We start from the raw sequence: 24,076 nt of genomic DNA, 5'->3' as shown, positions 1-24,076 counted from the left end.
ATGGTCAAAATAGCTGATAGTGCTCATTTGCATCTCCTCAGAACGAATAGCGGATCAGCGTGAAAATCAGGGTGGCGATAAACCCGATCAGCAACGGCACCGAGGTTCTTTTGACCACCTCAATCGGGCTGACTTTGACTACTGATGCCACGATGATCACCACCGCAGAGACTGGCGACATCGCACGGATAAGGTTTGAGGTCAGCTGCATCGGCAGGGCAATCATCACCGGATCGACGTGAGCCTGAGTGGCTATCGAAGGAATGAGCTCGATAAAGGAGTAGAACACCGCATTACCGCTACCGCTGATCAGCGTGATCAGCGCGGTCAGGCCAGAGAAGATAAACATCAGGCCGATCCCGGCGTTGTTGACCTCTTTAACCAGCGAGGCCACGGTGCCGATGGCCCCGATGACGGTCAACCCAGCCACCAGGGTGCTGGCAGCCACGATCAACACCACCACCTGCGAGAAGCCTTGCCCCATGCCGGTAAAGAACAGCGACGAGTTTTTCATTTGCTCGCGCAGGTCGCCCTTGCGGATCAGTTCCACAATAAAGGCCAGGGCAAACGAGAACAGGGTAATTTCCACCAGGCCGATTTTTATCTGGCGGAAGAACAGGCCAAATACCACGATCAGGAATAACGGGATCAGCGGGAATATGGCGTAGTAAGCCGGAGGGAGCAGGCTGTTGGTGGCCAATTTACTCTCATCGACGTCGGTAAACGCGGCGGCACCCTGGCGCTTATCCATGTACTTTTGCCAGAAATAGTGCGCGATGCCGATAATGACCAGCACCGGCAGTGAGATAACGGCATGGTGCATAGTGACGTAGTCCACCACGTGTTCGAAACCCAGGATTTTGGCTGCGACCACATTATCGCCACCCAGCGGTGTGGGTACGATGGTGGCAGTGGTGGCAATGACCCCGGCGGCGCTGAGTGAGGACATGTTTGCCACGCGCAGAATGGGGTAAAGCGTAGCCATTAAAATCACGGCGAGTGAGGCGGCGCTGGGAATAATCAACGACAGCAGTGACCCTATCCAGAACACGATCGGTACCAGAATATAGGGGGAGCGGATCTTCGCGATGGGTTTTGACATGATTTTAACAGCGACATCGTTTGCGCCAATGTGCGACATATAAGCGGAAAAGCCGAACAGCACCATGATGATGATGCCTGCCCGGCTAAACTGCTTGATGAAATCCAGCTCGATTTGTTTTAACGGATCCAACCAGACGGTGCCCGTCCCCGTTCCGGCGCTCAAAATCGGCAAGCCCAAGGTGGCTGCCGCCAACATGAGTACGATCCCTGAGCTAAACAACACCAGCTTGGTGTCGTAATTCTTGGCAATGGCGTAACCGGCCACGACGAGTACTGCCAAGCTGATTATTAGTGCTACATCCATTTACTTTCCCTGTCATTATCAATCTTCATGATAAATATCTTTCTGTGAAGGTATTTTCAAGAAGGTAAGGTCTTTGGCTATTACCAGTAACGAATAGTACCGGTAATTTTGATGTTAACTGCATTATTGGACCACAAGTTCAGCATAATCAATGCAAAAGGTGTGGTCAAACTGAGCATGGATTCAGAATGAGAGTCAGCAATAACAGTCTTGATAACCCGTAGCGAGTGACCGCTGGGGCAAAATATGCAGATTAGGAACGGGGGATAATCGAGGGAGAGAATAAGCACCGACGCCGATCGCATCGGTGCTTGCTGCAAAGATGAAGCAATATTAGCCGGTGTTGCGCATCCCGGCCGCCACGCCAGCAATAGTGACCATCAGCGCCTGTTCAACGCGGGCATCCGGATGCTCCTGCTGGCGCGAACGGTGCAGCAGCTCGGCCTGCAACACGTTCAGCGGGTCGGTGTAGACGTTGCGCAACGCGATAGATTCAGCGATCCACGGCAGGTCTTCCATCAGATGGTCGTCGTTGGCAATGGTCAGCACCGTCTTGATATCGCTGGCCAATTGATCACGCAACTGTTGGCCGAGCGGCCACAGGGACTTGTCTACCAGACGCTGATCGTAGTATTCGGCCAGCCACAGGTCGGCTTTGGCGTATACCATCTCCAGCATTGCGATACGGGTAGAGAAGAACGGCCAGTTGTGGCACATGGCTTCCAACTGGTCCTGTTTGCCAGCCTTCACCGCTTCCTGCAGGCCAGCACCGGCACCCAGCCAGGCTGGCAGCATCAGGCGGTTCTGCGTCCAGGCGAAGATCCACGGAATGGCACGCAGGCTTTCAACACCGCCGTTCGGGCGGCGTTTGGCCGGGCGTGAACCCAATGGCAGTTTCCCCAGTTCCTGCTCTGGCGTAGCGGCGCGGAAGTAAGGCACAAACTCAGGGTTTTCACGCACGTAACCGCGATACATGTTGCACGAGGTTTCGGACAGTTCATCCATCAGCGTGCGCCATTCTGGCTTAGGCTCCGGCGGTGGCAACAGGTTGGCTTCCAACACCGCACCGGCGTACAGCGCCAGGCTGCTGATGGTGACTTCTGGCAGACCGAATTTAAAGCGGATCATCTCGCCCTGTTCGGTCACGCGCAGGCCACCTTTCAGGCTGCCTGGTGGTTGGGACAGCAGAGCGGCGTGCGCAGGTGCGCCACCACGGCCAATGGAACCACCACGGCCATGGAACAGCGTCAGTGCTACTCCGGCCTTCTCACAGGTTTTGATCAGTGCGTCCTGTGCACGGTATTGCGCCCAGGAGGCCGCCATCACGCCAGCATCTTTTGCCGAGTCGGAATAGCCGATCATGACCATCTGTTTGCCCTGAATAAAACCGCGATACCAGTCGATGTTCAGCAACTGGGTCATCACGTCTTCGGCGTTGTTCAGATCGTCGAGGGTTTCGAAAAGCGGGGCCACCGGTAGCGCGAATGGGCAACCAGTCTCCTTTAACAACAGGTGCACAGCCAAGACGTCGGACGGGGTACGTGCCATGGAAATGACGTAGGCGGCGATCGAACCTTGTGGCGCTTCGGCGACTACCTTGCAGGTTTCCAGCACTTCCTGAGTGTCTGCACTCGGCTCCCACTTCAGTGGCACCAGCGGACGCTTGGAGTTCAGCTCACGGATCAGGAATGCCTGTTTGTCAGCTTCTGACCAGCTCTCATAATCCCCCAGGCCCAGATAGCGGGTCAGTTCGGCAATGGCTTCGGTATGGCGGGTGCTTTCCTGGCGCACGTCGATACGCACCAGCGGCACGCCAAAGCAGCGCACGCGGCGCAGCGTGTCCAGCAGTTGGCCGTTGGCGATAATGCTCATGCCACAGGCCACCAAAGATTGGTAGCAGGCATACAGCGGTTCCCACAGCTGTTCGTTATGTTCCAGCAGATCGTGCGGACGCAGCACGCGTTCACCCTTCAGGCGGCCTTCAAGGTAGGCCTGGGAGCTCATCAGCTGGCTGCGCAGTTGCTTCATCAATTCGCGATAAGGTTCTTGAACTTCGTCACCACCGGCCAATGCCCGCAGTTCCGGGGTACATTCGGTCATCGACAGTTCGGAAACCAGCACCTGAATATCACGGGTGAACAGATCGCAGGCCTTCCAGCGGCTCAGCAACAGCACGTGACGGGTGATTTCGGCGGTCACGTTCGGGTTGCCGTCGCGGTCGCCACCCATCCAGGAGGTGAAGCGGATAGGCACGGCTTCTACCGGCAGGCGGTAATCGATGGAGTTTTCCAACTGTTCGTTGAATTCGCGTAGGAAGGCCGGTACGCCTTCCCACAGGCTGTTTTCCACCACGGCAAAGCCCCATTTGGCTTCATCAACCGGGGATGGGCGATTCTTGCGGATCTCGTCGGTATGCCAGGATTGCGCGACCAACTGGCGCAGACGGCGCATGATTTTATTACGCTCGTAGTCGGCCAGATCGTTATGGTCCAGCTGGCTCAGGCAGGTGTTCACCTCAACCAGCTTGTGGATCAGGGTGCGGCGGGTAATTTCCGTTGGGTGAGCGGTCAGGACCAGCTCGATGGAAAGATCGTCCACCGCCTTTTGCAGCTGTTTGTTATCCAGCTTGTTGTCTTTCAGCTTGGTAAACAACTGCGCCAAGGCTTCCGGGTTGCTGGCCGCTTCGCCGTGCGGCGAGATGCTGTGGTATTGCTCGGCAACGTTGGTCAGGTTTAGGAATTGACTGAAGGCGCGGGCAACGGGCAGCAGCTCATCGTTAGACAGGTTCTGCAGCGTAGAGAGCAGCTCCTGACGATGCGCCTCGTTACCGGCACGTGAGGATTTGGAAAGCTTACGGATAGTTTCAACGCGATCGAGAATATGCTCGCCCAGCGCTTCTTTAATGGTATCGCCTAGCAGTTTGCCGAGCATACTGACATTACTTCGCATTGCCGAATATTGTTCGTTCATATAATCCCTGACCCAGTTCTTTGCATACTTATCATCCTCCGATTGCAGCGTTTTTCACCACTACCTGAACACGATGAGTACGTGATTTTTCATCTTGTAAGTAAATTTCACGTGCCGTCGCAGCCTGCCGGTTTTAGCCGATCACGTGCCTGTCCAATCATCAATTGACACTATTTTTAGCAAAAAAACATCAAATTCGGCGTATTTTCTGAAATTTAATTACGCGCTGCCGGTTATCAGTCTGGCTTATCGGCGTAAATTACTACGCCTTAAGAGGTAGGGAATGGTAACCCATTCCCCTGTTGTTATTAAGGTTTATTGCCGGCAGAAATGGTCGACCAACTGACCCAGCAGCTTACGCGTTGGCTCAATAAACGCGGTATCCAGATATTCATCCGGCTGATGCGCCTGGTTGATCGAACCTGGGCCGAGCACCAGCGTTGGGCATACTTCCTGGACGAACGGTGCTTCGGTGCAGTAATTGACCACTTCGGTGCGTGAACCCAGCAGTTTTTCAATCACCGCCACCATGTGATGGTCGGTTGGGCATTCGTAGCCAGGGATCGGCGGATGCAACTCATCGATCGTCAAGCGGCCAGGCCAACGTTGGCTTACCGGCGCCAGCGCTTCGTGCAGGAGTTCGTTGATGTTATCCAACGTCATCCCCGGCAATGGGCGAATATCCATATGCAGTTCACAGCAGGCACAGATACGGTTGGCCGCATCGCCGCCGCTGATATGGCCAAAGTTCATGGTTGGGTAAGGCACAGCAAACGCCGGGTTGTTGTAGCGCTCCTGTAGCGTTTTGCGCAATGCCATCAGATGCCCAATGGACTCATGCATCAGATCGATGGCATTGACGCCGCGCGCCGGATCGCTCGAATGGCCCGACTGACCCACGATGCGGATCGCACTGGAGATATGGCCTTTATGCGCGCGCACCGGTTGCAGCGAGGTTGGCTCGCCGATGATGGCAAAGTCCGGGCGGATTTTGCTGGAGGCAGCAAAGTAACGTGCACCAGCCATGGTCGTTTCTTCATCAGCGGTGGCTAAAATGTACAGCGGCTTGGTCAGCTTGCTGGCATCGATATCGCGTACCGCATCGAGGATAAAGGCGAAAAAACCCTTCATGTCGGCGGTACCCAGCCCGTACAGCTTGTTGTCGTGCTCGGTCAGGGTAAAGGGATCTCGCGTCCAGCGCCCCTGATCGTAAGGCACCGTGTCGGTATGGCCCGCCAGCAGCAGGCCGCCGCTGCCTTCGCCGAGGCTCGCCAGCAGGTTGAATTTGTTGCGGGTGTCCGGCACGGGCTGCACGTCGACGCGGAAGCCCAAATCGTTGAACCAGCCAGCCAGCAAGTTGATTAATGCTTCATTACTCTGATCGAGGGCGCCATCGGTGGCGCTGATCGACGGAGTGGCGATCAACGCCCGGTACAGCTCAATAAATGGAGGTAATTTCATCTTCACTGTTGACAGCCTTTGGTTAGGATAGTATCAATATTCATGCATTTATTTTGAATAAAAATACAGTAAGCTAGAGCGTAAGGGAACCTGTAACCCGGATGTTGATAAAAACATCACGCTCAACCACGTGGGTGAACCGCGCAACAACGCGACCAAGCCCTGCTACCGGGGTCGCCGTGACTCTTAGATTGCTAGCCAAGAAGGTGAAAGGCCACATGTTGAATACGCTGATTGTTGGTGCCAGCGGTTATGCCGGAGCAGAGCTCACGGCTTACCTGAATCGCCACCCACACATGAACATAACCGCTTTAGCGGTTTCAGCGCAAAGTGCAGATGCAGGAAAATTGCTTTCCGAGCTGCACCCTCAATTAAAAGGCATCGTCGATCTGCCATTACAACCGCTGGTTGACGTTGCCGCAGCGGCCAAAGGCATCGACGTTGTTTTCCTCGCGACCGCCCATGAGGTGAGCCACGACATCGCGCCAGCATTCCTGGCCGCCGGTTGCGTGGTGTTCGATCTCTCCGGCGCCTTCCGCGTACAGGATGCGGATTTTTATCAGCAATATTATGGCTTTACACACCAGCATGCCGACTGGCTGGCGCAGGCGGTTTACGGCCTGGCAGAGTGGCAGAGCGAAAAACTCAAGCAGGCGCAGCTGATTGCCGTGCCGGGCTGCTACCCAACGGCAGCGCAGCTGGCACTCAAACCGCTGCTCGACAAGCAATTGCTGAACCTGGCTCAATGGCCAGTGATCAACGCCGTCAGTGGCGTGAGCGGTGCAGGGCGTAAAGCCAGCGTCACGACCAGTTTCTGTGAAGTCAGCCTGCAACCTTACGGCCTGTTCAATCACCGTCATCAGCCAGAAATCTCTGCTCATCTCGGGGTGCCTGTCATCTTTACGCCACATCTGGGTAACTTCCCACGGGGTATTCTGGAAACCATCACCTGCCGCCTGAACAAGGGCGTCACCGCGCAGGACGTGGCGGCGGCTTACCATGCGGCTTACGATGATAAACCGCTGGTACGGCTGTACGACCAAGGGGTGCCAGCACTGAAATCCGTGGTGGGCCTGCCGTTCTGTGATATCGGTTTTGCCGTTCAGGGCGAGCATCTGATCGTCGTAGCTGCAGAAGATAACCTGTTGAAAGGTGCGGCGGCCCAGGCGGTGCAGTGTCTGAATATCCGTTTCGGCTTCCCGGAAACCCAATCCTTACTTTAAATCAGCGTGAGTAAACAGCAATGAATCCATTGATTATCAAACTAGGTGGCGTGCTACTGGACAGTGAAGAAGCGCTGGAGCGTTTGTTTACCGCGCTGGATGTCTATCGCCAGGAACATCAGCGCCCGCTGGTGATCGTTCACGGCGGCGGCTGCGTGGTAGATGAGCTGATGAAACAGCTCTCCCTGCCGGTAGTGAAGAAGAACGGCCTGCGTGTCACTCCAGCCGATCAGATCGATATCATCACCGGCGCGCTGGCAGGAACGGCCAATAAAACCCTGCTGGCCTGGGCGGTGAAGCACAAAATTAATGCCGTTGGTCTGAGCCTGGCAGACGGTGGCAGCGTTGCGGTTACGCAGCTGGATCCAGCGTTGGGCCACGTAGGCCATGCAGTTCCAGGAACACCTGCGCTGCTCAATACCTTGTTAGGCGCTGGCTACCTGCCGGTGGTCAGCTCCATCGGCATCACTGCCGAGGGGCAACTGATGAACGTGAACGCCGATCAGGCAGCGACGGCCCTGGCCGCCACGCTGGGGGCGGATTTAATCCTGCTGTCGGATGTCAGCGGTATTCTCGACGGCAAAGGGCAGCGCATCGCGGAAATGACAGCACAAAAAGCCGAGCAACTGATTGCTCAAGGCATCATTACCGATGGTATGGTGGTGAAGGTCAATGCAGCGCTGGATGCTGCACGTACCCTTGGCCGCCCGGTAGATATCGCCAGCTGGCGTAATGCCGAAAAGCTCCCTGCTCTGTTTAATGGTGTGTCGATTGGCACCCGGATCCTCGCTTAAATTTAGAATTAAAAAGGAATAACACAATGCAAAACAAAGGCATCAAGAAAATCGTTCTGGCGTACTCCGGCGGTCTGGATACTTCGGCCATCATTCCATGGCTGAAAGAGAACTACGGCGGCTGTGAAGTGGTAGCCTTCGTGGCGGACATCGGCCAGGAGCGCGGCGATCTGGAAGGCGTTGAGCAGAAAGCTCTGCAATCCGGTGCCTCTGAGTGTCATGTTGTCGATCTGCGTGAAGAGTTTATCCGTGACTACGTTTATCCGGTGCTGCAGACCGGCGCACTGTACGAAGGCAGCTACCTGCTGGGGACTTCAATGGCGCGTCCGATCATTGCCAAGGCTCAGGTTGAGCTGGCACTGAAAGTGGGTGCTGATGCGCTGTGTCACGGGGCTACCGGTAAAGGCAACGATCAGGTGCGTTTCGAAACCACCTATACCGCATTGGCTCCACACCTGAAGGTCGTCGCGCCTTGGCGTGAGTGGAACCTGCGTTCCCGTGAAGCACTGCTGGATTACCTGAAAGAGCGTAATATCCCAACCACCGCTTCGCTGGAGAAGATCTACAGCCGTGACGAAAACGCCTGGCACATCTCTACCGAAGGCGGCGTGCTGGAAAGCCCGTGGAATGCGCCAAACAAAGATTGCTGGGTCTGGACTGTCGATCCGTTGGAAGCACCGGACAAGCCAGAACAAGTGACCGTGACCGTTGAGAAAGGCTGTGTAGTGGCCGTTAACGGTGAAGCCATGAGCCCGTACAAGTGTCTGGAAGCCCTGAACGTGCTGGGTGCCAAACATGGCGTGGGCCGTATCGATATCGTGGAAAACCGCCTGGTAGGCATCAAATCCCGTGGTTGCTATGAAACCCCAGGAGGCACCATTATGGTTGCCGCGCTGCGCGGGATCGAGCAGTTGGTACTGGATCGTGATAGCTTTAAATGGCGTGAGCAGTTGGGCCTGGAAATGTCCTATGTGGTCTACGATGGCCGCTGGTTTGCTCCGCTACGTCGTTCCATTCAGGCTTCAGCACAAGCGCTGGCGGAAGAAGTTAACGGCGAAGTGGTATTGCAGCTGTATAAAGGCCAGGTGACGGCGATCCAGAAGAAATCGGCCAACAGCCTGTACTCAGAAGAATTTGCGACCTTTGGCGAAGACGAAGTTTACGATCACAGCCATGCGGGTGGCTTTATCCGTCTGTTCTCGCTCTCTTCCCGTATTCGCGCGTTGAACGAGAAGAAAAAGTAACGTCGTGGGTTTAGCGTCAATTTGAGGGGCGCAGCATGCTGCGCCCTTTCGCATACTTATTCAGGAGCAAGATTATGGCACTTTGGGGCGGACGGTTTAGTCAGGCAGCGGATCAGCGGTTCAAACAGTTAAATGATTCCCTGCGCTTTGACTATCGCCTGGCGGAACAGGATATTGTGGGCTCCGTCGCCTGGTCAAAAGCGCTGGTGACCGTCAACGTACTGACGTCAGCAGAGCAACAGCAGCTTGAGCAGGCACTGAACGTGCTGCTGGAAGAAGTGCAGGCCGATCCTCTGGCGATCGTTAACAGCGACGCAGAAGATATTCACAGCTGGGTCGAGCAGAAGCTGATCGAGAAAGTCGGCGATCTGGGCAAAAAGCTGCATACCGGCCGCAGCCGTAACGATCAGGTGGCCACCGATCTGAAACTGTGGTGCAAACATCAGGTTAGTGAACTGCTTCAGGCATTGATACAGCTGCAACAGGCGCTGGTGGAAACCGCCGAAGCCAATCAGGATGCGGTGATGCCGGGTTATACCCACCTGCAGCGCGCCCAGCCGGTGACTTTTGCCCACTGGTGCCTCGCTTACGTTGAGATGCTGGCGCGTGATGAAAGCCGCCTGCAGGATACGTTGAAACGCCTGGACGTCAGCCCGCTGGGTAGCGGTGCCTTGGCCGGAACCGCTTATCCTATCGACCGTGAACAACTGGCTGGCTGGTTGGGCTTTGCCTCTGCTACGCGCAACAGTCTGGACAGCGTCTCCGATCGTGACCACGTGCTGGAACTGCTGTCCAATGCGGCCATCAGCATGGTGCACCTGTCGCGCTTTGCCGAAGACCTGATCTTCTTCAACAGCGGCGAAGCGGCGTTTGTCGAGCTTTCGGATCGCGTGACCTCTGGCTCATCCCTGATGCCGCAGAAGAAAAACCCGGATGCGCTAGAGCTGATCCGTGGCAAGTCTGGCCGCGTGCAAGGGGCTTTGACCGGCATGATGATGACGTTGAAAGGCCTGCCGTTGGCCTACAACAAAGACATGCAGGAAGACAAAGAAGGGCTGTTCGACGCGCTCGACACCTGGATGGATTGCCTGCAAATGGCGGCGTTGGTGCTGGACGGCATTCAGGTGAAGCGCCCGCGTTGCCAGGAAGCGGCACAGCAAGGTTATGCTAACGCCACTGAGCTGGCCGACTATCTGGTTGCCAAAGGCGTGCCGTTCCGCGAAGCGCACCACATTGTGGGTGAAGCGGTAGTGGAAGCGATCCGCCAGGGTAAACCGTTGGAAGACCTGGCGCTGAGCGATTTGCAGAAATTCAACAGCGTGATTGGTGACGATGTTTATCCGATCCTGTCGCTGCAATCTTGCCTGGATAAGCGCGCGGCCAAGGGCGGCGTTTCTCCACAGCAGGTTGCCTATGCGATCGCCGAGGCGAAAAAACGTCTGTTCTAAGCTACGCCGAGGGCAGCGCAATGCTGCCCTTATCCTGCCAACCGGGCGCACAAATAGCGGTTCAGGCTAACGCCTTCATCCATAGCATTAATCGCCAGGCGGCGATGCTGTTCCGGGGTCATCCGCAGCACCAGTTTCCCACTGAAATTTTTCTCTGCCAGTGCCTCTGGCGGCGTTTCACCTTGGGAAAGCATATCGGCAATCACATCGCGGACCAGCTTTTCAATGCCGTCCAGCGCTGCGGTGCGGGTAGGTGCCAGCCATGACAGAGAAGGAAACTCCGTACAGAGGCCGACATACTCGCTATCCTCCGTTGACCAGGTGATGCGGTAAGTGTAGTGCTCATGTTTTTCCATTTTCTTCCTCCAGTTTGATCAGCGCGCTGATCACCTGTTTGACCTGATATACCTTTGCCATGCCGCTATCTGCACGTTGGATATTCACGCGTGGATCCCCCGGCCAAGGCATTTTGTAAACCTTGTGACTGCCACCGTTCAAGCGGGGTGGGCCAAACCAGTAGGTGCAGATCGTTACTAATGTGTTGAATTTGATATTGGCTTGCCGCTGTTGCAGATCGTCAATGGTTTCTCTGAGTCCTTTCATTTAGCTGCCCCATACTAGTATCAATATTAGTATCATTTCAAGGTGAGGGAGCATAAAAATGACGCTAAAACCAAAACTCGGCAAGCAAGGAGATTCAAGGTTGGAATGCCATACGCAAAAAAACCGGGCGCGAAGGCCCGGTGGATGGTGACTGATAGCAGAGATAAAGGCTTATTCGCCAGGGCAACGCTGGCAGCGTTCGGCCTCAGACTCACCCAGCTTCAGCTTGGCTTGCAGATCGCGTAGCGCGGTTCGCAACCCTTCTTCGATCACCGGATGATAGAACGGCATATCCAGCATTTGGTCGATGGTCATCTGCTGCTGATGTGCCCAGGCCAGCAGATGGGCGATATGCTCCACGTCTGGCCCCATCATCTCTGCCCCCAGGAAGCGGCCAGTCCCTTGCTCGCCATAGACGTGCAAGATGCCTTTATTGCGTAGCATCACCCGGGAACGGCCCTGGTTTTCGAAGGATACGGCACCCACTTCAAAACAGCCACAGGCGCTGAATTTCTGGTTCAGTTCACGGAAGGTTGAGCCGACCATGGCAATTTGCGGGTCTGAAAACACCACGGAAATCGCACTGCGACGTAACCCTGGCGTTACTTCTGGGAAGCTGCCCGCGTTGTGCCCGGCAATACGAGCCTGATCGCTGGCTTCGTGGAGCAGTGGCAATTGGTTGCTGGCATCGCCGGCGATGAAAATATGCGGCACGCTGGTTTGCATGGTTAAGCGATCGGCCTGTGGTACGCCTTTGGCATCCAGCACCAGGGTGGTATTTTCCAACCCCAGCTTGTCGACGTTCGGACGGCGGCCGGTGGCGGCCAGCACGTAATCCACCATCATTTCCTGCGGTTGACCGTGCAGATCCTGGTAGCGGATAAACACTTTGTCGCCTTCACGCTGCATGATGTCTACTTTGACATCTGGGTCGAGATAGAACTCTTCACCCAGCGTTTTAGCGGCATATTCCCGCACTACGCTGTCGGTCAGCGGGCCAACCGCGCCGCCAACGCCGAACACTTTGGTGGCAACGCCAAGGCGATGCAGCGCCTGGCCCAGTTCCAATCCGATCACCCCTGGGCCAAATACCGCGACGGACTGCGGCAAATCATCCCAGTTAAACACATCGTCATTGACGATCAGGCGGTCGCCAAGGTCGTTCCACGGCGCAGGCCAGCTAGGGCGGGAACCGGTGGCAATCACGATACGCTGCGCGACGATGCGCGTATGCTCGTCAACCTGCAGGGTGTTGTCGTCAATGAAGCGGGCATAGCCCTGAATTTTATCTGCGGCCGGGATGCTATCGACCCCTTCCAGTACAAAACCGACGAAGCGATCGCGCTCGCGTTTGACGCGATCCATCACTTCACGGCCATTAATGGTGGTTTTTCCCGCAGGATGGATGCCAAACCCTGGAGCACGTTCGATCTGATGCACCGCTTCTGCCGCAGCAATCAGCAATTTGGAAGGCATACAGCCAACGCGGGCACAGGTAGTGCCAAAAGGTCCGCCCTCAATCATCACCACGCTCGGGGTAGAAAGTTTTGCTGCGCGGTAAGCGCCTAGTCCGGCTGTGCCGCCGCCAATAACGGCGACGTCGACATTCAACAGTTTCATATCCGCTCCTGAAGGGAATAAAAAAAGGGCGGGTTAGCACCCGCCAAAGGTCACATTACTTCTATTCCGCTAGGTTTTTCAGGCGACAGATTGTTGAACCGTGCCTGAGACCCATCGGGTTTATTTTTATCATTCAGGCTGACAGGAAGTTTTCCAGATCGTCGCTACCACCGATGTGGCGACCACCGATAAACACCTGTGGCACGGTAGCGCGGCCGCTGACAGCGCGCAGGCTGACCGTGGTCGCGTCTTGGCCCAACACGATTTCTTCATATTGGATCCCGCGCTCTTGCAGCATTTGTTTGGCTTTGGCGCAGAACGGGCAGCCCGGCTTGGTAAACAGGGAGACCGATTCCTGCACTTGGAATTCCGGTGCCAGGTACTTCAGCATGGTATCGGCGTCAGAGACTTCAAACGGGTCGCCCGGCTTGTTTGGCTCGACGAACATTTTTTCTACCACGCCGTTACGCACCAGCATGGAGTAGCGCCATGAACGTGGGCCAAAGCCCAGATCGGCTTTCTCAACCAGCATGTTCATACCCTTGGTGAACTCACCGTTGCCGTCCGGCACGAAGGTAATATTTTCGGCGTGTTGATCGGCTTTCCAGGCGTTCATCACAAAGGTGTCGTTCACCGAGACGCACAGAATGCTGTCAACGCCGTGTTGCTTGAACACGCTGGACAGTTCGTTATAGCGCGGCAAATGGCTTGATGAGCAGGTTGGGGTGAACGCGCCCGGCAAGGAGAACACGATCACGGTTTTGTCTTTGAACAGGTCATCAGTGGTCACGTCAATCCATTGGTCGCCCTGGCGAGTATGGAAGGTAACCTGAGGGACTTTTTTGCCTTCTTGACTGGTAAACATGAATTAACCCCTTAATTAGAAAAATGAATTTTTTATGTTGGCGCCGTTGCGCTTCGTTGGGGGACATTATTCACTGCGGGGCTTGATAGTTCTAATCACTCGTTGCTATCTTATCTATCGCCATGAGCTATCATGGCCAGGAGGGAAACAACAATGAATATTCGTGATTTAGAGTATCTGGTCGCCTTGGCCGAGCACCGCCACTTCCGGCGCGCTGCCGACTCATGCCATGTCAGCCAACCAACATTGAGTGGGCAGATCCGTAAGCTGGAAGACGAGTTGGGCGTGATGCTGCTTGAGCGGACCAGCCGTAAGGTGCTTTTCACACAGGCAGGCTTACTGCTGGTGGAGCAGGCGCGCACCGTGCTACGCGAAGTCAAAGTCTTGAAGGAAATGGCCAGCCAGCAGGGGGAGGCGATGTCCGGGCCGTTGCATATCGGCCTGATCCCTACCGTGGGGCCTTATCTGCTGCCGCAGATTATCCCGACGCTGCATAAATCCTTTCCCAAGTTGGAAATGTACCTGCACGAAGCACAAACCCATCAACTGCTGGCACAGCTGGACAGCGGCAAGTTGGACTGCGCTATTCTTGCCCTGGTGAAAGAGACCGAAGCCTTCATCGAAGTGCCTTTGTTCGATGAGCCGATGCAATTGGCAGTCTATTCCGACCATCCGTGGGCGCAGCGTGAACGCGTGGCGATGGCCGATTTGGCGGGTGAAAAACTGCTGATGCTGGAAGATGGCCACTGTTTACGCGATCAGGCGCTGGGCTTTTGCTTCCAGGCCGGTGCGGATGAGGATACCCACTTCCGCGCGACCAGTCTGGAAACGCTGCGTAATATGGTTGCCGCGGGCAGTGGGATAACGCTGTTACCCGCCTTGGCAGTACCGCGTGAACGCGAGCGTGACGGCGTGTGCTATCTGGAGTGCTACAAACCGGAACCGAAGCGCACCATTGCTCTGGTGTATCGCCCCGGCTCCCCGCTGCGTAGCCGCTATGAGCAGTTGGCCGAGGCTATTCGCGAACACATGCAGAACTACCTGGACGCGAACTTAAAACAGGCGGTTTAAGCCGTTTAGCGCTGCTACACGGTAGGCTTCGGCCATGGTCGGATAGTTGAAGGTGGTATTGACGAAATACTCGATGGTATTACCTTCACCTTTCTGTTCCATGATCGCCTGACCGATGTGAATGATCTCTGCCGCACGTTCACCAAAGCAGTGGATCCCCAGGATCTGCAAGGTATCGCGGTGGAACAGGATCTTCAGGCTACCCACGTTCATGCCGGCAATCTGCGCCCGGGCCAAGTGTTTGAACTGGGCGCGGCCCACTTCGTAGGGCACTTTCATCGCCGTCAGTTCCTGCTCGGTTTTACCGACGGAGCTGATTTCTGGAATGGTATAAATGCCCGTTGGAATGTCTTCGATCAGATGCCCGCTGGCTTCCCCAGAGGAGATGGCCTGAGCGGCGATGCGGCCCTGGTCATAAGCGGCAGACGCCAGACTCGGATAACCGATCACGTCACCCACGGCATAAATGTGGGATACGGCGGTCTGATACATGCTGTTGACCTTCAGCAGGCCACGGCTGTCTGATTCCAGACCCACATTTTCCAGGCCTAGCGCATCGGTATTACCGGTACGGCCATTGGCGTACAGCAGGCAATCGGCCTTCACTTTCTTGCCGGATTTCAGATGCACAATCACGCCATCGTCGGTACCCTCGATCTTCTCGAACTCTTCATTGTGGCGGATCACCACGCCGTTATTCCAGAAGTGATAAGACAGAGAATCTGACATCTCCTGATCGAGGAAGGCCAGCAGCCGATCGCGGGTGTTGATCAAATCCACCTTCACGTTCAAACCGCGGAAGATAGAAGCATATTCGCAGCCAATCACCCCAGCGCCGTAGATAATTACGTGGCGTGGCTCGTGGTTCAGCTCCAGGATGGAGTCGCTGTCATAAATGCGCGAGTGGTTAAAATCAACGCCGTTCGGATGATAAGGGCGTGAACCACAGGCGATTACAATATGGTCGGCGCGGATGGTATCCTGCGTGCCATCCATATAGCTTACGCTGACGGTGTTGGCGTCGATAAACTTGGCGTTACCGGCGAACAGCTTGCACTGGTTACGTTCGTAGAACCCTTGGCGCATGCGCGTTTGCTGGTTAATCACGCTGTCGGCGTGGCGTAAAATGTCAGGGAAGGTGGCACTAAGGGTGCGGGAGTTATTGTAAAGCGGGTTCTGGTTGAATTCGATAATGCGGCTGACGGCGTGGCGGAGGGCTTTTGAGGGGATGGTTCCCCAGTGAGTACAGCCGCCGCCCACGTTATTGTACCGTTCGATCACGGCCACGCGGGCACCTTGTTTCACCAGACCCATGGCTGCGCCTTCACCACCAGGGCCGGAGCCGATGATAATGGCATCAAATTGATAGTGTTGTTGCATGTAGGAGAGACCTGTTCTTATACAAATTTACAACGGTATCTTAACATCATAGCGCTGCGTGCCCAATTACCATTAGCCTTTTTGTGGCAAAGCACAATCGGTGTGGCCTAGAACTGTGACAAAGCGCGTTTGTATAAATGCTGTTGCAATAAATTTGCTATATTGCCAGTTCTGCGGCGTTAGACTGAAGAAGGGAAGTCATCCGGATATGCAAATGGGCGTCAGAGCACAACAAAAAGAACGCACTCGTCGTTCCCTCATTGAGGCGGCTTTCAGCCAACTGAGTGCCGAGCGCAGTTTTGCCAGCCTGAGCCTGCGTGAAGTCTCACGAGAGGCGGGCATCGCGCCCACGTCTTTCTATCGTCATTTTCGCGATGTGGATGAGCTTGGGCTCACCATGGTTGACGAAAGCGGCCTGATGCTGCGCCAATTGATGCGCCAGGCACGCCAGCGTATTGCCAAAGGCGGCAGCGTGATCCGCACGTCGGTATCGACCTTTATGGAGTTTATCGGCAATAATCCCAACGCCTTTCGGCTGTTGCTGCGTGAACGTTCCGGCACCTCGGCCGCGTTTCGTGCGGCGGTAGCACGGGAAATCCAACATTTTATCGCCGAACTGGCAGATTACCTTGAGCTGGAAAACCATATGCCGCGTAGTTTTACCGAGGCGCAGGCGGAAGCTATGGTGACGATTGTGTTCAGTGCCGGTGCGGAAGCGCTGGATATTGATATTGAACAACGGCGGCAGCTCGAAGAAAGGTTAGTGTTGCAACTGCGGATGATTTCCAAAGGAGCCTATTACTGGTATCGCCGCGAACAAGAAAAAGCATCTGTATCCCACGTATAACAAGGTGAAAGTCATGGAAAAACTAAGCCGTGAGAATGGTACTTTACTGCTGGCGTTGATTGCCGGCCTGTCCGTAAACGGTTCCTTTGCCGCGCTGTTCAGTTCGGTGGTGTCGTTTTCAGCGTTCCCGTTGATTGCTTTGGTGTTGGCGGTATATTGCCTGCATCAGCGTTACCTGAACCAGCCAATGCCGGATGGTATGCCAAAACTGGCGGCTGGCTGTTTCCTGTTGGGCGTCCTGGGATATAGCGCGATCGTGCGTGCGGAATACCCGCAGATCGGCTCGAACTTCCTGCCCTCGATTGTCTGCGTGGTGCTGGTGCTCTGGATTGGTTTTCAATTAAAGAAACGCAATACCGTCACTGTTCAGCATTAAAAATGGTTTTATCGAGAAAAGGCACTCCGCGGAGTGCCTTTTTTGGTTTTTGCGCCTGTCTAGATCAGCGGCGTTCGAGCAATACGCCACATTCCATATGATGGGTGTATGGGAACTGATCGAATAGAGCCAGGCGAGTGATTTTGTGCGTGGTCTGCAGCGTATCCAGATTGGCGCACAGGGTCTCCGGGTTGCAGGAGATGTAAAGGATGCGTGGATAGGTCTGCACCATCTTCACCGTTTCCTCATCCAGCCCGCTGCGCGGCGGATCGACGAAAATCGTCTCACAGTTATAGCTGCTCAGATCGATCCCTTTTAACCGGTTGAACTCGCGAGCGCCGTTCATTGCCTGAGTGAAGTCTTCCGCCGCCATACGGATAATCTGCACGTTGTCGATATTATTGGCCGCGATGTTGTACTGCGCCGCCGCCACCGAAGGCTTGGCAATTTCAGTGGCTAATACCCGCTCGAAGTTGCGGGCCAGGGCCAGCGAGAAGTTGCCGTTACCGCAATACAGCTCCAGCAGATCCCCTTTTGAACCTTGGGTGACATCCAGCGCCCATTCCAGCATTTGCACGTTCATGGCTGCGTTTGGCTGGGTGAAGCTGTTTTCGACCTGGCGATAAATCATTGCGCGGCCAGCGACCGGCAGCACTTCGTCGACGTAGTCCTGATCCAGCATGATTTTCATCTTCGAGGCGCGGCCAATCAGTTGCACATCGAAGCCGTCTGCGCGTAACGCATCACGCAGCGCAGTGGCATCTTGCTGCCATTGTTCGTCCAGCTTGCGGTGATACAGCAGCGAGGCAATGATCTTACCGCTCTGCGTAGAAAGATAATCGATCTGGAACAGCTTGTGGCGCAGCACTGGATTGGGCTTGAGGGCCGCCATCAGGGCGCTCATCAGGCGGTTAATCAGCTCGCTGGCCGCCGGGAAGCTATCGACGCGAATACGCTGCTTGGTCTGCTGATCGAACATGATGTGGTACATATCGTCCTCATCATGCCAGATGCGGAATTCCGCACGCATCCGGTAGTGGCTGACTGGCGAGCGAAACACTTCCGGCTCGGGCGCCGTGAACGGTGACATCATGGTCTTCAGGCGGGCTGTTTTCTCCGCCAGTTGGTCGTCATAGCGTTCAATAGGCAAATTCTCGGGCGTCATGGTTTCTCTCGTCAGGCAAATTGGATCAGCGGGGATTGTAGGGAATCAGCCCGTGAAGTCCAGTTTTGTTGTGGTGCTATTTTGCAACACTGTTGGCAATCTAGACATCCATTTTCATTGATTGTAGCATTGCCGTCCGGTCTCAAGCAGCGAGTGAAAAGGGAATCCAGTGCAAATCTGGAGCTGACGCGCAGCGGTATGGGGAAGTCACGGCGATAGCGTTAAATGACGCAGACACTGTCCACTGCAGGATGGGAAGTCATCGCCCGGTGCGGGTTGCCACAGGCAACCGGCAAATCCCAAGCCCGAAAACCTACCGGTGTACGTCGCAATATCCATAGCCGTCGCGAACTACCGGCCGTGGCCCTGCGGCATCCCCAATGAAGTTTGGATGCTTTTTATAATGACAATGATAAAAAATACACTGCTGGCGGTGGTCTCCTCCGCGACGGCATTTTCTGGATGGGCGCAAGATAACACCACGGCTAAAAGTAGCGATGATCTGGTGGTGACCGCCAATCGCTTCCCTCAACCGGTCTCTTCCGTATTGGCGCCTGCCGATGTGGTAACCCGCGAAGATATCGATCGCTGGCAGGCCAAAAGCCTCAATGATGTAATGCGCCGTTTGCCCGGTGTCGATATTTCACAGTACGGCGGTATGGGGCAGGGGTCATCCCTCTCGGTACGCGGCACTGAAGCTCGTCATGTATTGGTTCTGATTGACGGCGTGCCAATGGCCCGTCTGGGGATCAGCAACGGCGTCGATTTTAACCAGGTTCCGTTGGCGCTGGTTCAGCGTGTGGAGTTTATCCGTGGGCCGCGCTCTGCCATTTACGGTTCTGGTGCCATCGGCGGGGTCATCAACATCATTACCCAGACGGATAAAGAGGGCGGAAAAGTCCAGGCGGGGATCGGTTCTAAAGGATACCAGCAGTACGATGGTGCCTTGCGCCAGCGTTTTGATAACACTGTTGCTACCGTTGCGGGCAGCTACCAGATGACCAACGGTTTCAATGTGCAGCCAGGCTCGCCTTATTCGGTCGACAGCGATCGTGATGGTTTCCGTAATAAAAGCTTCTGGGGCGGGTTGGAACAGCAGTTCAATCAGAATTTCTCAGGCTTCGTGCGGGGTTATGGTTATACCAATAACTCGGACTACGATGTCGGCAGTGTACCTTACAGCCCGAAGTACAGTAATGATGAAGACCGCCTGTATAGCCATACCTATGATATGGGGCTGCGTTTCCTGTCTGGGGCTTTCTCTTCTCAACTGACGGGCAGCTATCAGAAACAGAAAGATTACAACTACAGCAGCCAGAATGGCCGTTATGGCATCAGCACTACGCTGGATGATATGGATCAGCGTAACCTGCAATGGGGCAATACCTATGCTTTCGAGCACGGTAGCGTTACCGCCGGTGCCGATTTCCAGCAACAGCGCCTGACCTCTTCCGACAGTTCCTTTGCCGATACCTATAAAAGAGACAACACGGGGCTGTACCTGAGCGGTCAACAGCAGTTTGGCAGCGTGACGCTGGAAGCCTCTGGGCGTGAAGACAAGGCAGGTGACTTTGGTTGGCACGGCACTTGGCAGACCGCGGCAGGTTGGGAGTTTGTTGATGGCTATCGAGCTACCTTATCTTATGGTACGGGTTTCCTGACGCCGTCATTGGGTCAGCAATATGGCTCAAAACGCTTTGGCATTGATTCCAACAGCAACCTCAAGCCGGAAGAGTCCAAACAGTGGGAAATGGGTCTGGAAGGTTTGACCGGGCCATTGGATTGGCGTCTGTCTGCTTACCATTACAAAATCCAGAACCTGATCAACTATGATTCTGACCCTGTGACCTATCAGGGGCAGTATTACAATGTGGATCGGGCAACGATTAAAGGCGTTGAATGGACCGGTAGCTTTGATACCTGGATGTTCACCCACCGTTTGACGCTGCAATATATCGATCCGCGTAATGACCAGACCGATGAGGTGCTGGCGCGCCGTTCGAAACGTCAGGCCAAATATCAGTTGGATTGGACGATGTTCAACCTGGACATGGATATCTCGTATCAGTACTACGGCAAGCGTTACGACAATATCTCTTCTACTTATAACCCTGAGCAGCGCGTATTGCCGAGTTACAGCACGGTCGACGTGAGCGCCTCATATCCAATAACCTCTCAGCTGACAGTTCGTGGTAGAATTGCCAACCTGTTTGATAAAGATTATGAGACGGCTTATGGCTACGCTACCCCAGGAAGAGAGTACTACCTCACTGGCAGCTATACCTTCTAACGCCACTGCGGCTCCTCGCCCGACGGCGCTGGTTTTTGATTCCGGCGTCGGCGGGTTGTCAGTGTTTCAGGAGGTTCGGCAACTGCTGCCGGATCTCCACTATATCTATGCCTTCGATAACGTGGCATTCCCCTACGGCGAGAAATCCGAAGAGTTCATCGTTGAGCGCGTGCTGGAAATTGTCAGTGCGGTTCAGGAACGTCATCCTTTGGCAATCGTCATCATTGCCTGCAATACCGCCAGTACCGTTTCCTTACCTGCGCTGCGTGAGCGTTTTGCTTTCCCGGTGGTGGGAGTGGTGCCAGCGATCAAGCCTGCTGCCAAACTGACCGCCAACGGTATCGTCGGTTTACTGGCCACGCGCGGTACGGTTCAGCGTACTTATACTCATGAACTGATCGAGCGTTTCGCGACAGATTGCAAAATTGAGCTGTTAGGCTCTTCTGAGCTGGTGGAGCTGGCAGAAGCCAAGCTGCATGGTGAACCTGTGCCGCTGGCAACGCTGAAGAAAATATTGCAGCCGTGGCTGAGCATGCGCGAGCCTCCGGACACGGTCGTGTTGGGCTGTACTCACTTCCCTCTATTATCTGAAGAGCTGATGCAAGTCCTGCCTGAAGGAACGCGTCTGGTGGATTCCGGTGCGGCAATTGCCCGCAGAGCTGCCTGGCTTATCTCTAATCAGGAAAATCTGGTCTCAACTCAGGAAGAGAATCTGGCGTATTGCATGGCGCTGAATGAAGACACCGATGCTTTATTGCCCGTTTTGCAGGGTTATGGCTTTAAATCGTTGAAAAAACTGCCGCTTTAATGGGGTTTTGCTTAAACATTCGACGGTCAGCAAAAAAAATGAATTTAGGGGTTGCGGCGTTCTGAGAACTCCCTATAATGCGCCTCCACTGACCGGGAACAACGACGAACAAGTCGCCCAGCCAGGAAGAAGCAACCCGGTGAAAACACCGCGTCTCGCAAGAGAAAAAGGTTGACTCTTCAGCGGGAAAGCGTAATATGCACCTCCCGCGTTACCGAGAAACTTCACGGTAACGAACGCTCTTTAACAATTTATCAGACAATCTGTGTGGGCACTCACAAGACGATATCCAGCTACTTCGGTAGCAAAAAAATATCAAGTCTTGAAGAGTGACCAAGCAGTCATTCATGCGAATGAATGATTACGAAAGTTAATTTTCGAGCATCGCTGCACGAGTTGCAGCAAATCAAGCTTTTAATTGAAGAGTTTGATCATGGCTCAGATTGAACGCTGGCGGCAGGCCTAACACATGCAAGTCGAGCGGTAGCACAAGGAGCTTGCTCCTGGGTGACGAGCGGCGGACGGGTGAGTAATGTCTGGGAAACTGCCCGATGGAGGGGGATAACTACTGGAAACGGTAGCTAATACCGCATAACGTCTTCGGACCAAAGTGGGGGACCTTCGGGCCTCACACCATCGGATGTGCCCAGATGGGATTAGCTAGTAGGTGAGGTAATGGCTCACCTAGGCGACGATCCCTAGCTGGTCTGAGAGGATGACCAGCCACACTGGAACTGAGACACGGTCCAGACTCCTACGGGAGGCAGCAGTGGGGAATATTGCACAATGGGCGCAAGCCTGATGCAGCCATGCCGCGTGTGTGAAGAAGGCCTTCGGGTTGTAAAGCACTTTCAGCGAGGAGGAAGGGTTCGGTGTTAATAGCACTGTTCATTGACGTTACTCGCAGAAGAAGCACCGGCTAACTCCGTGCCAGCAGCCGCGGTAATACGGAGGGTGCAAGCGTTAATCGGAATTACTGGGCGTAAAGCGCACGCAGGCGGTTTGTTAAGTCAGATGTGAAATCCCCGAGCTTAACTTGGGAACTGCATTTGAAACTGGCAAGCTAGAGTCTTGTAGAGGGGGGTAGAATTCCAGGTGTAGCGGTGAAATGCGTAGAGATCTGGAGGAATACCGGTGGCGAAGGCGGCCCCCTGGACAAAGACTGACGCTCAGGTGCGAAAGCGTGGGGAGCAAACAGGATTAGATACCCTGGTAGTCCACGCTGTAAACGATGTCGACTTGGAGGTTGTGCCCTTGAGGCGTGGCTTCCGGAGCTAACGCGTTAAGTCGACCGCCTGGGGAGTACGGCCGCAAGGTTAAAACTCAAATGAATTGACGGGGGCCCGCACAAGCGGTGGAGCATGTGGTTTAATTCGATGCAACGCGAAGAACCTTACCTACTCTTGACATCCACAGAACTTTCCAGAGATGGATTGGTGCCTTCGGGAACTGTGAGACAGGTGCTGCATGGCTGTCGTCAGCTCGTGTTGTGAAATGTTGGGTTAAGTCCCGCAACGAGCGCAACCCTTATCCTTTGTTGCCAGCGCGTCATGGCGGGAACTCAAAGGAGACTGCCGGTGATAAACCGGAGGAAGGTGGGGATGACGTCAAGTCATCATGGCCCTTACGAGTAGGGCTACACACGTGCTACAATGGCATATACAAAGAGAAGCGAACTCGCGAGAGCAAGCGGACCTCATAAAGTATGTCGTAGTCCGGATCGGAGTCTGCAACTCGACTCCGTGAAGTCGGAATCGCTAGTAATCGTAGATCAGAATGCTACGGTGAATACGTTCCCGGGCCTTGTACACACCGCCCGTCACACCATGGGAGTGGGTTGCAAAAGAAGTAGGTAGCTTAACCTTCGGGAGGGCGCTTACCACTTTGTGATTCATGACTGGGGTGAAGTCGTAACAAGGTAACCGTAGGGGAACCTGCGGTTGGATCACCTCCTTACCTAAAGATATGCAGTTGCGTGCAGTGTCCACACAGATTGTCTGATGAAAAAGTAACGAGCAGAAATACCTTTATAGGCTTGTAGCTCAGGTGGTTAGAGCGCACCCCTGATAAGGGTGAGGTCGGTGGTTCAAGTCCACTCAGGCCTACCAAATTCGCACTTGTGCTGCGTTGCACGCGATACGTTTACACCGTAAACGTCCAGTGAGCATGCCTTGCCTGAGCGAGTGGTAAATAAAGGTTTCTGCAAGTGACTGTATGGGGCTATAGCTCAGCTGGGAGAGCGCCTGCCTTGCACGCAGGAGGTCAGCGGTTCGATCCCGCTTAGCTCCACCATATCCATATGGTCCTTGATAATACTTCAGAGTGTACTGGCAACAGTATGCTGCGAAGTATTTTGCTCTTTAACAATCTGGAACAAGCTGAAAATTGAAACATGACAGCTGAAACTTATCCCTCCGTAGAAGTATTGGGGTAAGGATTAACCTGTCATAGAGTCTCTCAAATAAACAGCACGACAGTGTTCTCTGTTTACAGAAACACCTTC

General features: G+C 54.6%; 18 protein-coding genes, 2 tRNA genes, 1 rRNA gene and 1 riboswitch. Of the genes, 12 read left to right on the top strand and 9 right to left on the bottom strand.

Going from position 1 to position 24,076, the window contains the following annotated elements:
* Positions 1-37: 37 nt before the first annotated feature.
* The 3 genes from dcuC to argE all read right to left on the bottom strand — a co-directional run bounded on the left by dcuC (position 38) and on the right by argE (position 5,839).
* Positions 38-1,408: a C4-dicarboxylate transporter DcuC gene (gene dcuC, locus KGP17_RS26380; RefSeq protein WP_037376433.1), complete on the bottom strand. Its 1,371-nt coding sequence runs from the start codon at positions 1,406-1,408 to the stop codon at positions 38-40.
* Positions 1,409-1,741: 333 nt separating this feature from the next.
* Positions 1,742-4,378: a phosphoenolpyruvate carboxylase gene (gene ppc / locus KGP17_RS26375; protein ID WP_021807214.1), complete on the bottom strand. Its 2,637-nt coding sequence runs from the start codon at positions 4,376-4,378 to the stop codon at positions 1,742-1,744.
* Between the two features lie 315 nt (positions 4,379-4,693).
* Positions 4,694-5,839 carry an acetylornithine deacetylase gene (gene argE / locus KGP17_RS26370; protein WP_037376432.1) on the bottom strand — a complete coding sequence of 382 codons (1,146 nt, stop codon included), beginning with the start codon at positions 5,837-5,839 and terminating at the stop codon, positions 4,694-4,696.
* Between the two features lie 218 nt (positions 5,840-6,057).
* On the opposite strand from argE, the gene argC reads away from it, so the two are divergent.
* The 4 genes from argC to argH all read left to right on the top strand — a co-directional run bounded on the left by argC (position 6,058) and on the right by argH (position 10,548).
* On the top strand, positions 6,058-7,062 hold the full coding sequence (gene argC / locus KGP17_RS26365) for an N-acetyl-gamma-glutamyl-phosphate reductase (protein WP_021181907.1): 1,005 nt from the start codon (positions 6,058-6,060) through the stop codon (positions 7,060-7,062).
* Between the two features lie 20 nt (positions 7,063-7,082).
* Positions 7,083-7,856: an acetylglutamate kinase gene (gene argB / locus KGP17_RS26360; protein WP_021181908.1), complete on the top strand. Its 774-nt coding sequence runs from the start codon at positions 7,083-7,085 to the stop codon at positions 7,854-7,856.
* Between the two features lie 26 nt (positions 7,857-7,882).
* On the top strand, positions 7,883-9,100 hold the full coding sequence (locus KGP17_RS26355; RefSeq protein ID WP_021181909.1) for an argininosuccinate synthase: 1,218 nt from the start codon (positions 7,883-7,885) through the stop codon (positions 9,098-9,100).
* Positions 9,101-9,174: 74 nt separating this feature from the next.
* Positions 9,175-10,548, top strand: coding sequence for an argininosuccinate lyase (argH, locus tag KGP17_RS26350; RefSeq protein WP_223498611.1), 1,374 nt, complete (start codon positions 9,175-9,177; stop codon positions 10,546-10,548).
* Positions 10,549-10,577: 29 nt separating this feature from the next.
* On the opposite strand, the gene KGP17_RS26345 is transcribed toward argH, so the two are convergent.
* The 4 genes from KGP17_RS26345 to KGP17_RS26330 all read right to left on the bottom strand — a co-directional run bounded on the left by KGP17_RS26345 (position 10,578) and on the right by KGP17_RS26330 (position 13,636).
* Entirely contained in the window at positions 10,578-10,904 is a 327-nt protein-coding gene (locus tag KGP17_RS26345; RefSeq protein ID WP_021807212.1) for a type II toxin-antitoxin system HicB family antitoxin, read from the bottom strand.
* Positions 10,891-11,151, bottom strand: coding sequence for a hypothetical protein (locus KGP17_RS26340; RefSeq protein ID WP_059199395.1), 261 nt, complete (start codon positions 11,149-11,151; stop codon positions 10,891-10,893). The genes KGP17_RS26345 and KGP17_RS26340 overlap by 14 nt, the downstream gene beginning before the upstream one ends.
* Positions 11,152-11,322: 171 nt before the next feature.
* Positions 11,323-12,771: a dihydrolipoyl dehydrogenase gene (locus tag KGP17_RS26335; protein ID WP_021807210.1), complete on the bottom strand. Its 1,449-nt coding sequence runs from the start codon at positions 12,769-12,771 to the stop codon at positions 11,323-11,325.
* Positions 12,772-12,904: 133 nt separating this feature from the next.
* Positions 12,905-13,636 (bottom strand): glutathione peroxidase, encoded by a 732-nt coding sequence (locus KGP17_RS26330; RefSeq protein ID WP_021181914.1) that lies wholly within the window; start codon positions 13,634-13,636, stop codon positions 12,905-12,907.
* Between the two features lie 153 nt (positions 13,637-13,789).
* Here KGP17_RS26330 and oxyR point away from each other — a divergent pair, with 153 nt between their 5' ends.
* On the top strand, positions 13,790-14,707 hold the full coding sequence (gene oxyR, locus KGP17_RS26325) for a DNA-binding transcriptional regulator OxyR (RefSeq protein ID WP_021181915.1): 918 nt from the start codon (positions 13,790-13,792) through the stop codon (positions 14,705-14,707).
* Here the strand turns inward: oxyR and sthA are convergent.
* Positions 14,690-16,087 (bottom strand): Si-specific NAD(P)(+) transhydrogenase, encoded by a 1,398-nt coding sequence (sthA, locus tag KGP17_RS26320; protein WP_021807209.1) that lies wholly within the window; start codon positions 16,085-16,087, stop codon positions 14,690-14,692. The two genes, oxyR and sthA, sit on opposite strands and share 18 nt — an antisense overlap.
* A gap of 214 nt (positions 16,088-16,301) precedes the next feature.
* Between sthA and fabR the strand changes: the two genes are divergently transcribed.
* Both fabR and KGP17_RS26310 read left to right on the top strand, forming a co-directional pair.
* Positions 16,302-16,934 (top strand): HTH-type transcriptional repressor FabR, encoded by a 633-nt coding sequence (gene fabR / locus KGP17_RS26315; protein WP_024482854.1) that lies wholly within the window; start codon positions 16,302-16,304, stop codon positions 16,932-16,934.
* 13 nt (positions 16,935-16,947) lie between these two features.
* Positions 16,948-17,310, top strand: a complete 363-nt coding sequence (locus tag KGP17_RS26310) for a YijD family membrane protein (protein WP_021807207.1) — start codon at positions 16,948-16,950, stop codon at positions 17,308-17,310.
* Between the two features lie 64 nt (positions 17,311-17,374).
* Here the strand turns inward: KGP17_RS26310 and trmA are convergent, their stop codons facing one another.
* A complete protein-coding gene (trmA, locus tag KGP17_RS26305) occupies positions 17,375-18,475 on the bottom strand; it encodes a tRNA (uridine(54)-C5)-methyltransferase TrmA (RefSeq protein ID WP_021807206.1) in 1,101 nt (366 codons plus the stop codon).
* Positions 18,476-18,595: 120 nt separating this feature from the next.
* Positions 18,596-18,811: riboswitch (cobalamin riboswitch) on the top strand.
* A 73-nt stretch (positions 18,812-18,884) separates the two neighbouring features.
* On the opposite strand from trmA, the gene btuB reads away from it, so the two are divergent.
* From btuB to KGP17_RS26280, 5 genes are all read left to right on the top strand, one after another.
* The gene (gene btuB, locus KGP17_RS26300; protein WP_037376431.1) at positions 18,885-20,765 is read left to right on the top strand and encodes a TonB-dependent vitamin B12 receptor BtuB; all 1,881 of its coding nucleotides are present in this window, start codon (positions 18,885-18,887) and stop codon (positions 20,763-20,765) included.
* The gene (gene murI, locus KGP17_RS26295) at positions 20,710-21,573 is read left to right on the top strand and encodes a glutamate racemase (RefSeq protein WP_037376430.1); all 864 of its coding nucleotides are present in this window, start codon (positions 20,710-20,712) and stop codon (positions 21,571-21,573) included. The genes btuB and murI overlap by 56 nt, the downstream gene beginning before the upstream one ends.
* A gap of 415 nt (positions 21,574-21,988) precedes the next feature.
* Positions 21,989-23,529: ribosomal RNA gene (locus tag KGP17_RS26290) — 16S ribosomal RNA — on the top strand.
* Between the two features lie 75 nt (positions 23,530-23,604).
* Positions 23,605-23,681: transfer RNA gene (locus tag KGP17_RS26285), tRNA-Ile, on the top strand.
* A 108-nt stretch (positions 23,682-23,789) separates the two neighbouring features.
* Positions 23,790-23,865 (top strand) — tRNA-Ala (locus KGP17_RS26280).
* The last annotated feature ends 211 nt before the right edge of the window (positions 23,866-24,076 follow it).

Source organism: Serratia sp. JSRIV001, from assembly GCF_019968745.1.
Classification (GTDB): domain Bacteria; phylum Pseudomonadota; class Gammaproteobacteria; order Enterobacterales; family Enterobacteriaceae; genus Chania; species Chania fonticola_B.
The sequence above is the reverse complement of the archived record's forward strand: the minus strand, read 5'-3'. Positions and strand labels throughout refer to the sequence as shown.

Bases quoted from the DNA above. Each gene is read 5' to 3' on its own strand.
- KGP17_RS26345 (WP_021807212.1), bottom strand. From the start codon at position 10,904: ATGGAAAAACATGAGCACTACACTTACCGCATCACCTGGTCAACGGAG.
- argE (WP_037376432.1), bottom strand. From the start codon at position 5,839: ATGAAATTACCTCCATTTATTGAGCTGTACCGGGCGTTGATCGCCACT.
- murI (WP_037376430.1), top strand. From the start codon at position 20,710: ATGGCTACGCTACCCCAGGAAGAGAGTACTACCTCACTGGCAGCTATA.
- trmA (WP_021807206.1), bottom strand. From the start codon at position 18,475: ATGACGCCCGAGAATTTGCCTATTGAACGCTATGACGACCAACTGGCG.
- KGP17_RS26355 (WP_021181909.1), top strand. From the start codon at position 7,883: ATGCAAAACAAAGGCATCAAGAAAATCGTTCTGGCGTACTCCGGCGGT.
- KGP17_RS26340 (WP_059199395.1), bottom strand. From the start codon at position 11,151: ATGAAAGGACTCAGAGAAACCATTGACGATCTGCAACAGCGGCAAGCC.
- ppc (WP_021807214.1), bottom strand. From the start codon at position 4,378: ATGAACGAACAATATTCGGCAATGCGAAGTAATGTCAGTATGCTCGGC.
- sthA (WP_021807209.1), bottom strand. From the start codon at position 16,087: ATGCAACAACACTATCAATTTGATGCCATTATCATCGGCTCCGGCCCT.
- argC (WP_021181907.1), top strand. From the start codon at position 6,058: ATGTTGAATACGCTGATTGTTGGTGCCAGCGGTTATGCCGGAGCAGAG.
- oxyR (WP_021181915.1), top strand. From the start codon at position 13,790: ATGAATATTCGTGATTTAGAGTATCTGGTCGCCTTGGCCGAGCACCGC.
- argB (WP_021181908.1), top strand. From the start codon at position 7,083: ATGAATCCATTGATTATCAAACTAGGTGGCGTGCTACTGGACAGTGAA.
- KGP17_RS26335 (WP_021807210.1), bottom strand. From the start codon at position 12,771: ATGAAACTGTTGAATGTCGACGTCGCCGTTATTGGCGGCGGCACAGCC.
- KGP17_RS26330 (WP_021181914.1), bottom strand. From the start codon at position 13,636: ATGTTTACCAGTCAAGAAGGCAAAAAAGTCCCTCAGGTTACCTTCCAT.
- dcuC (WP_037376433.1), bottom strand. From the start codon at position 1,408: ATGGATGTAGCACTAATAATCAGCTTGGCAGTACTCGTCGTGGCCGGT.
- fabR (WP_024482854.1), top strand. From the start codon at position 16,302: ATGGGCGTCAGAGCACAACAAAAAGAACGCACTCGTCGTTCCCTCATT.
- btuB (WP_037376431.1), top strand. From the start codon at position 18,885: ATGATAAAAAATACACTGCTGGCGGTGGTCTCCTCCGCGACGGCATTT.
- KGP17_RS26310 (WP_021807207.1), top strand. From the start codon at position 16,948: ATGGAAAAACTAAGCCGTGAGAATGGTACTTTACTGCTGGCGTTGATT.
- argH (WP_223498611.1), top strand. From the start codon at position 9,175: ATGGCACTTTGGGGCGGACGGTTTAGTCAGGCAGCGGATCAGCGGTTC.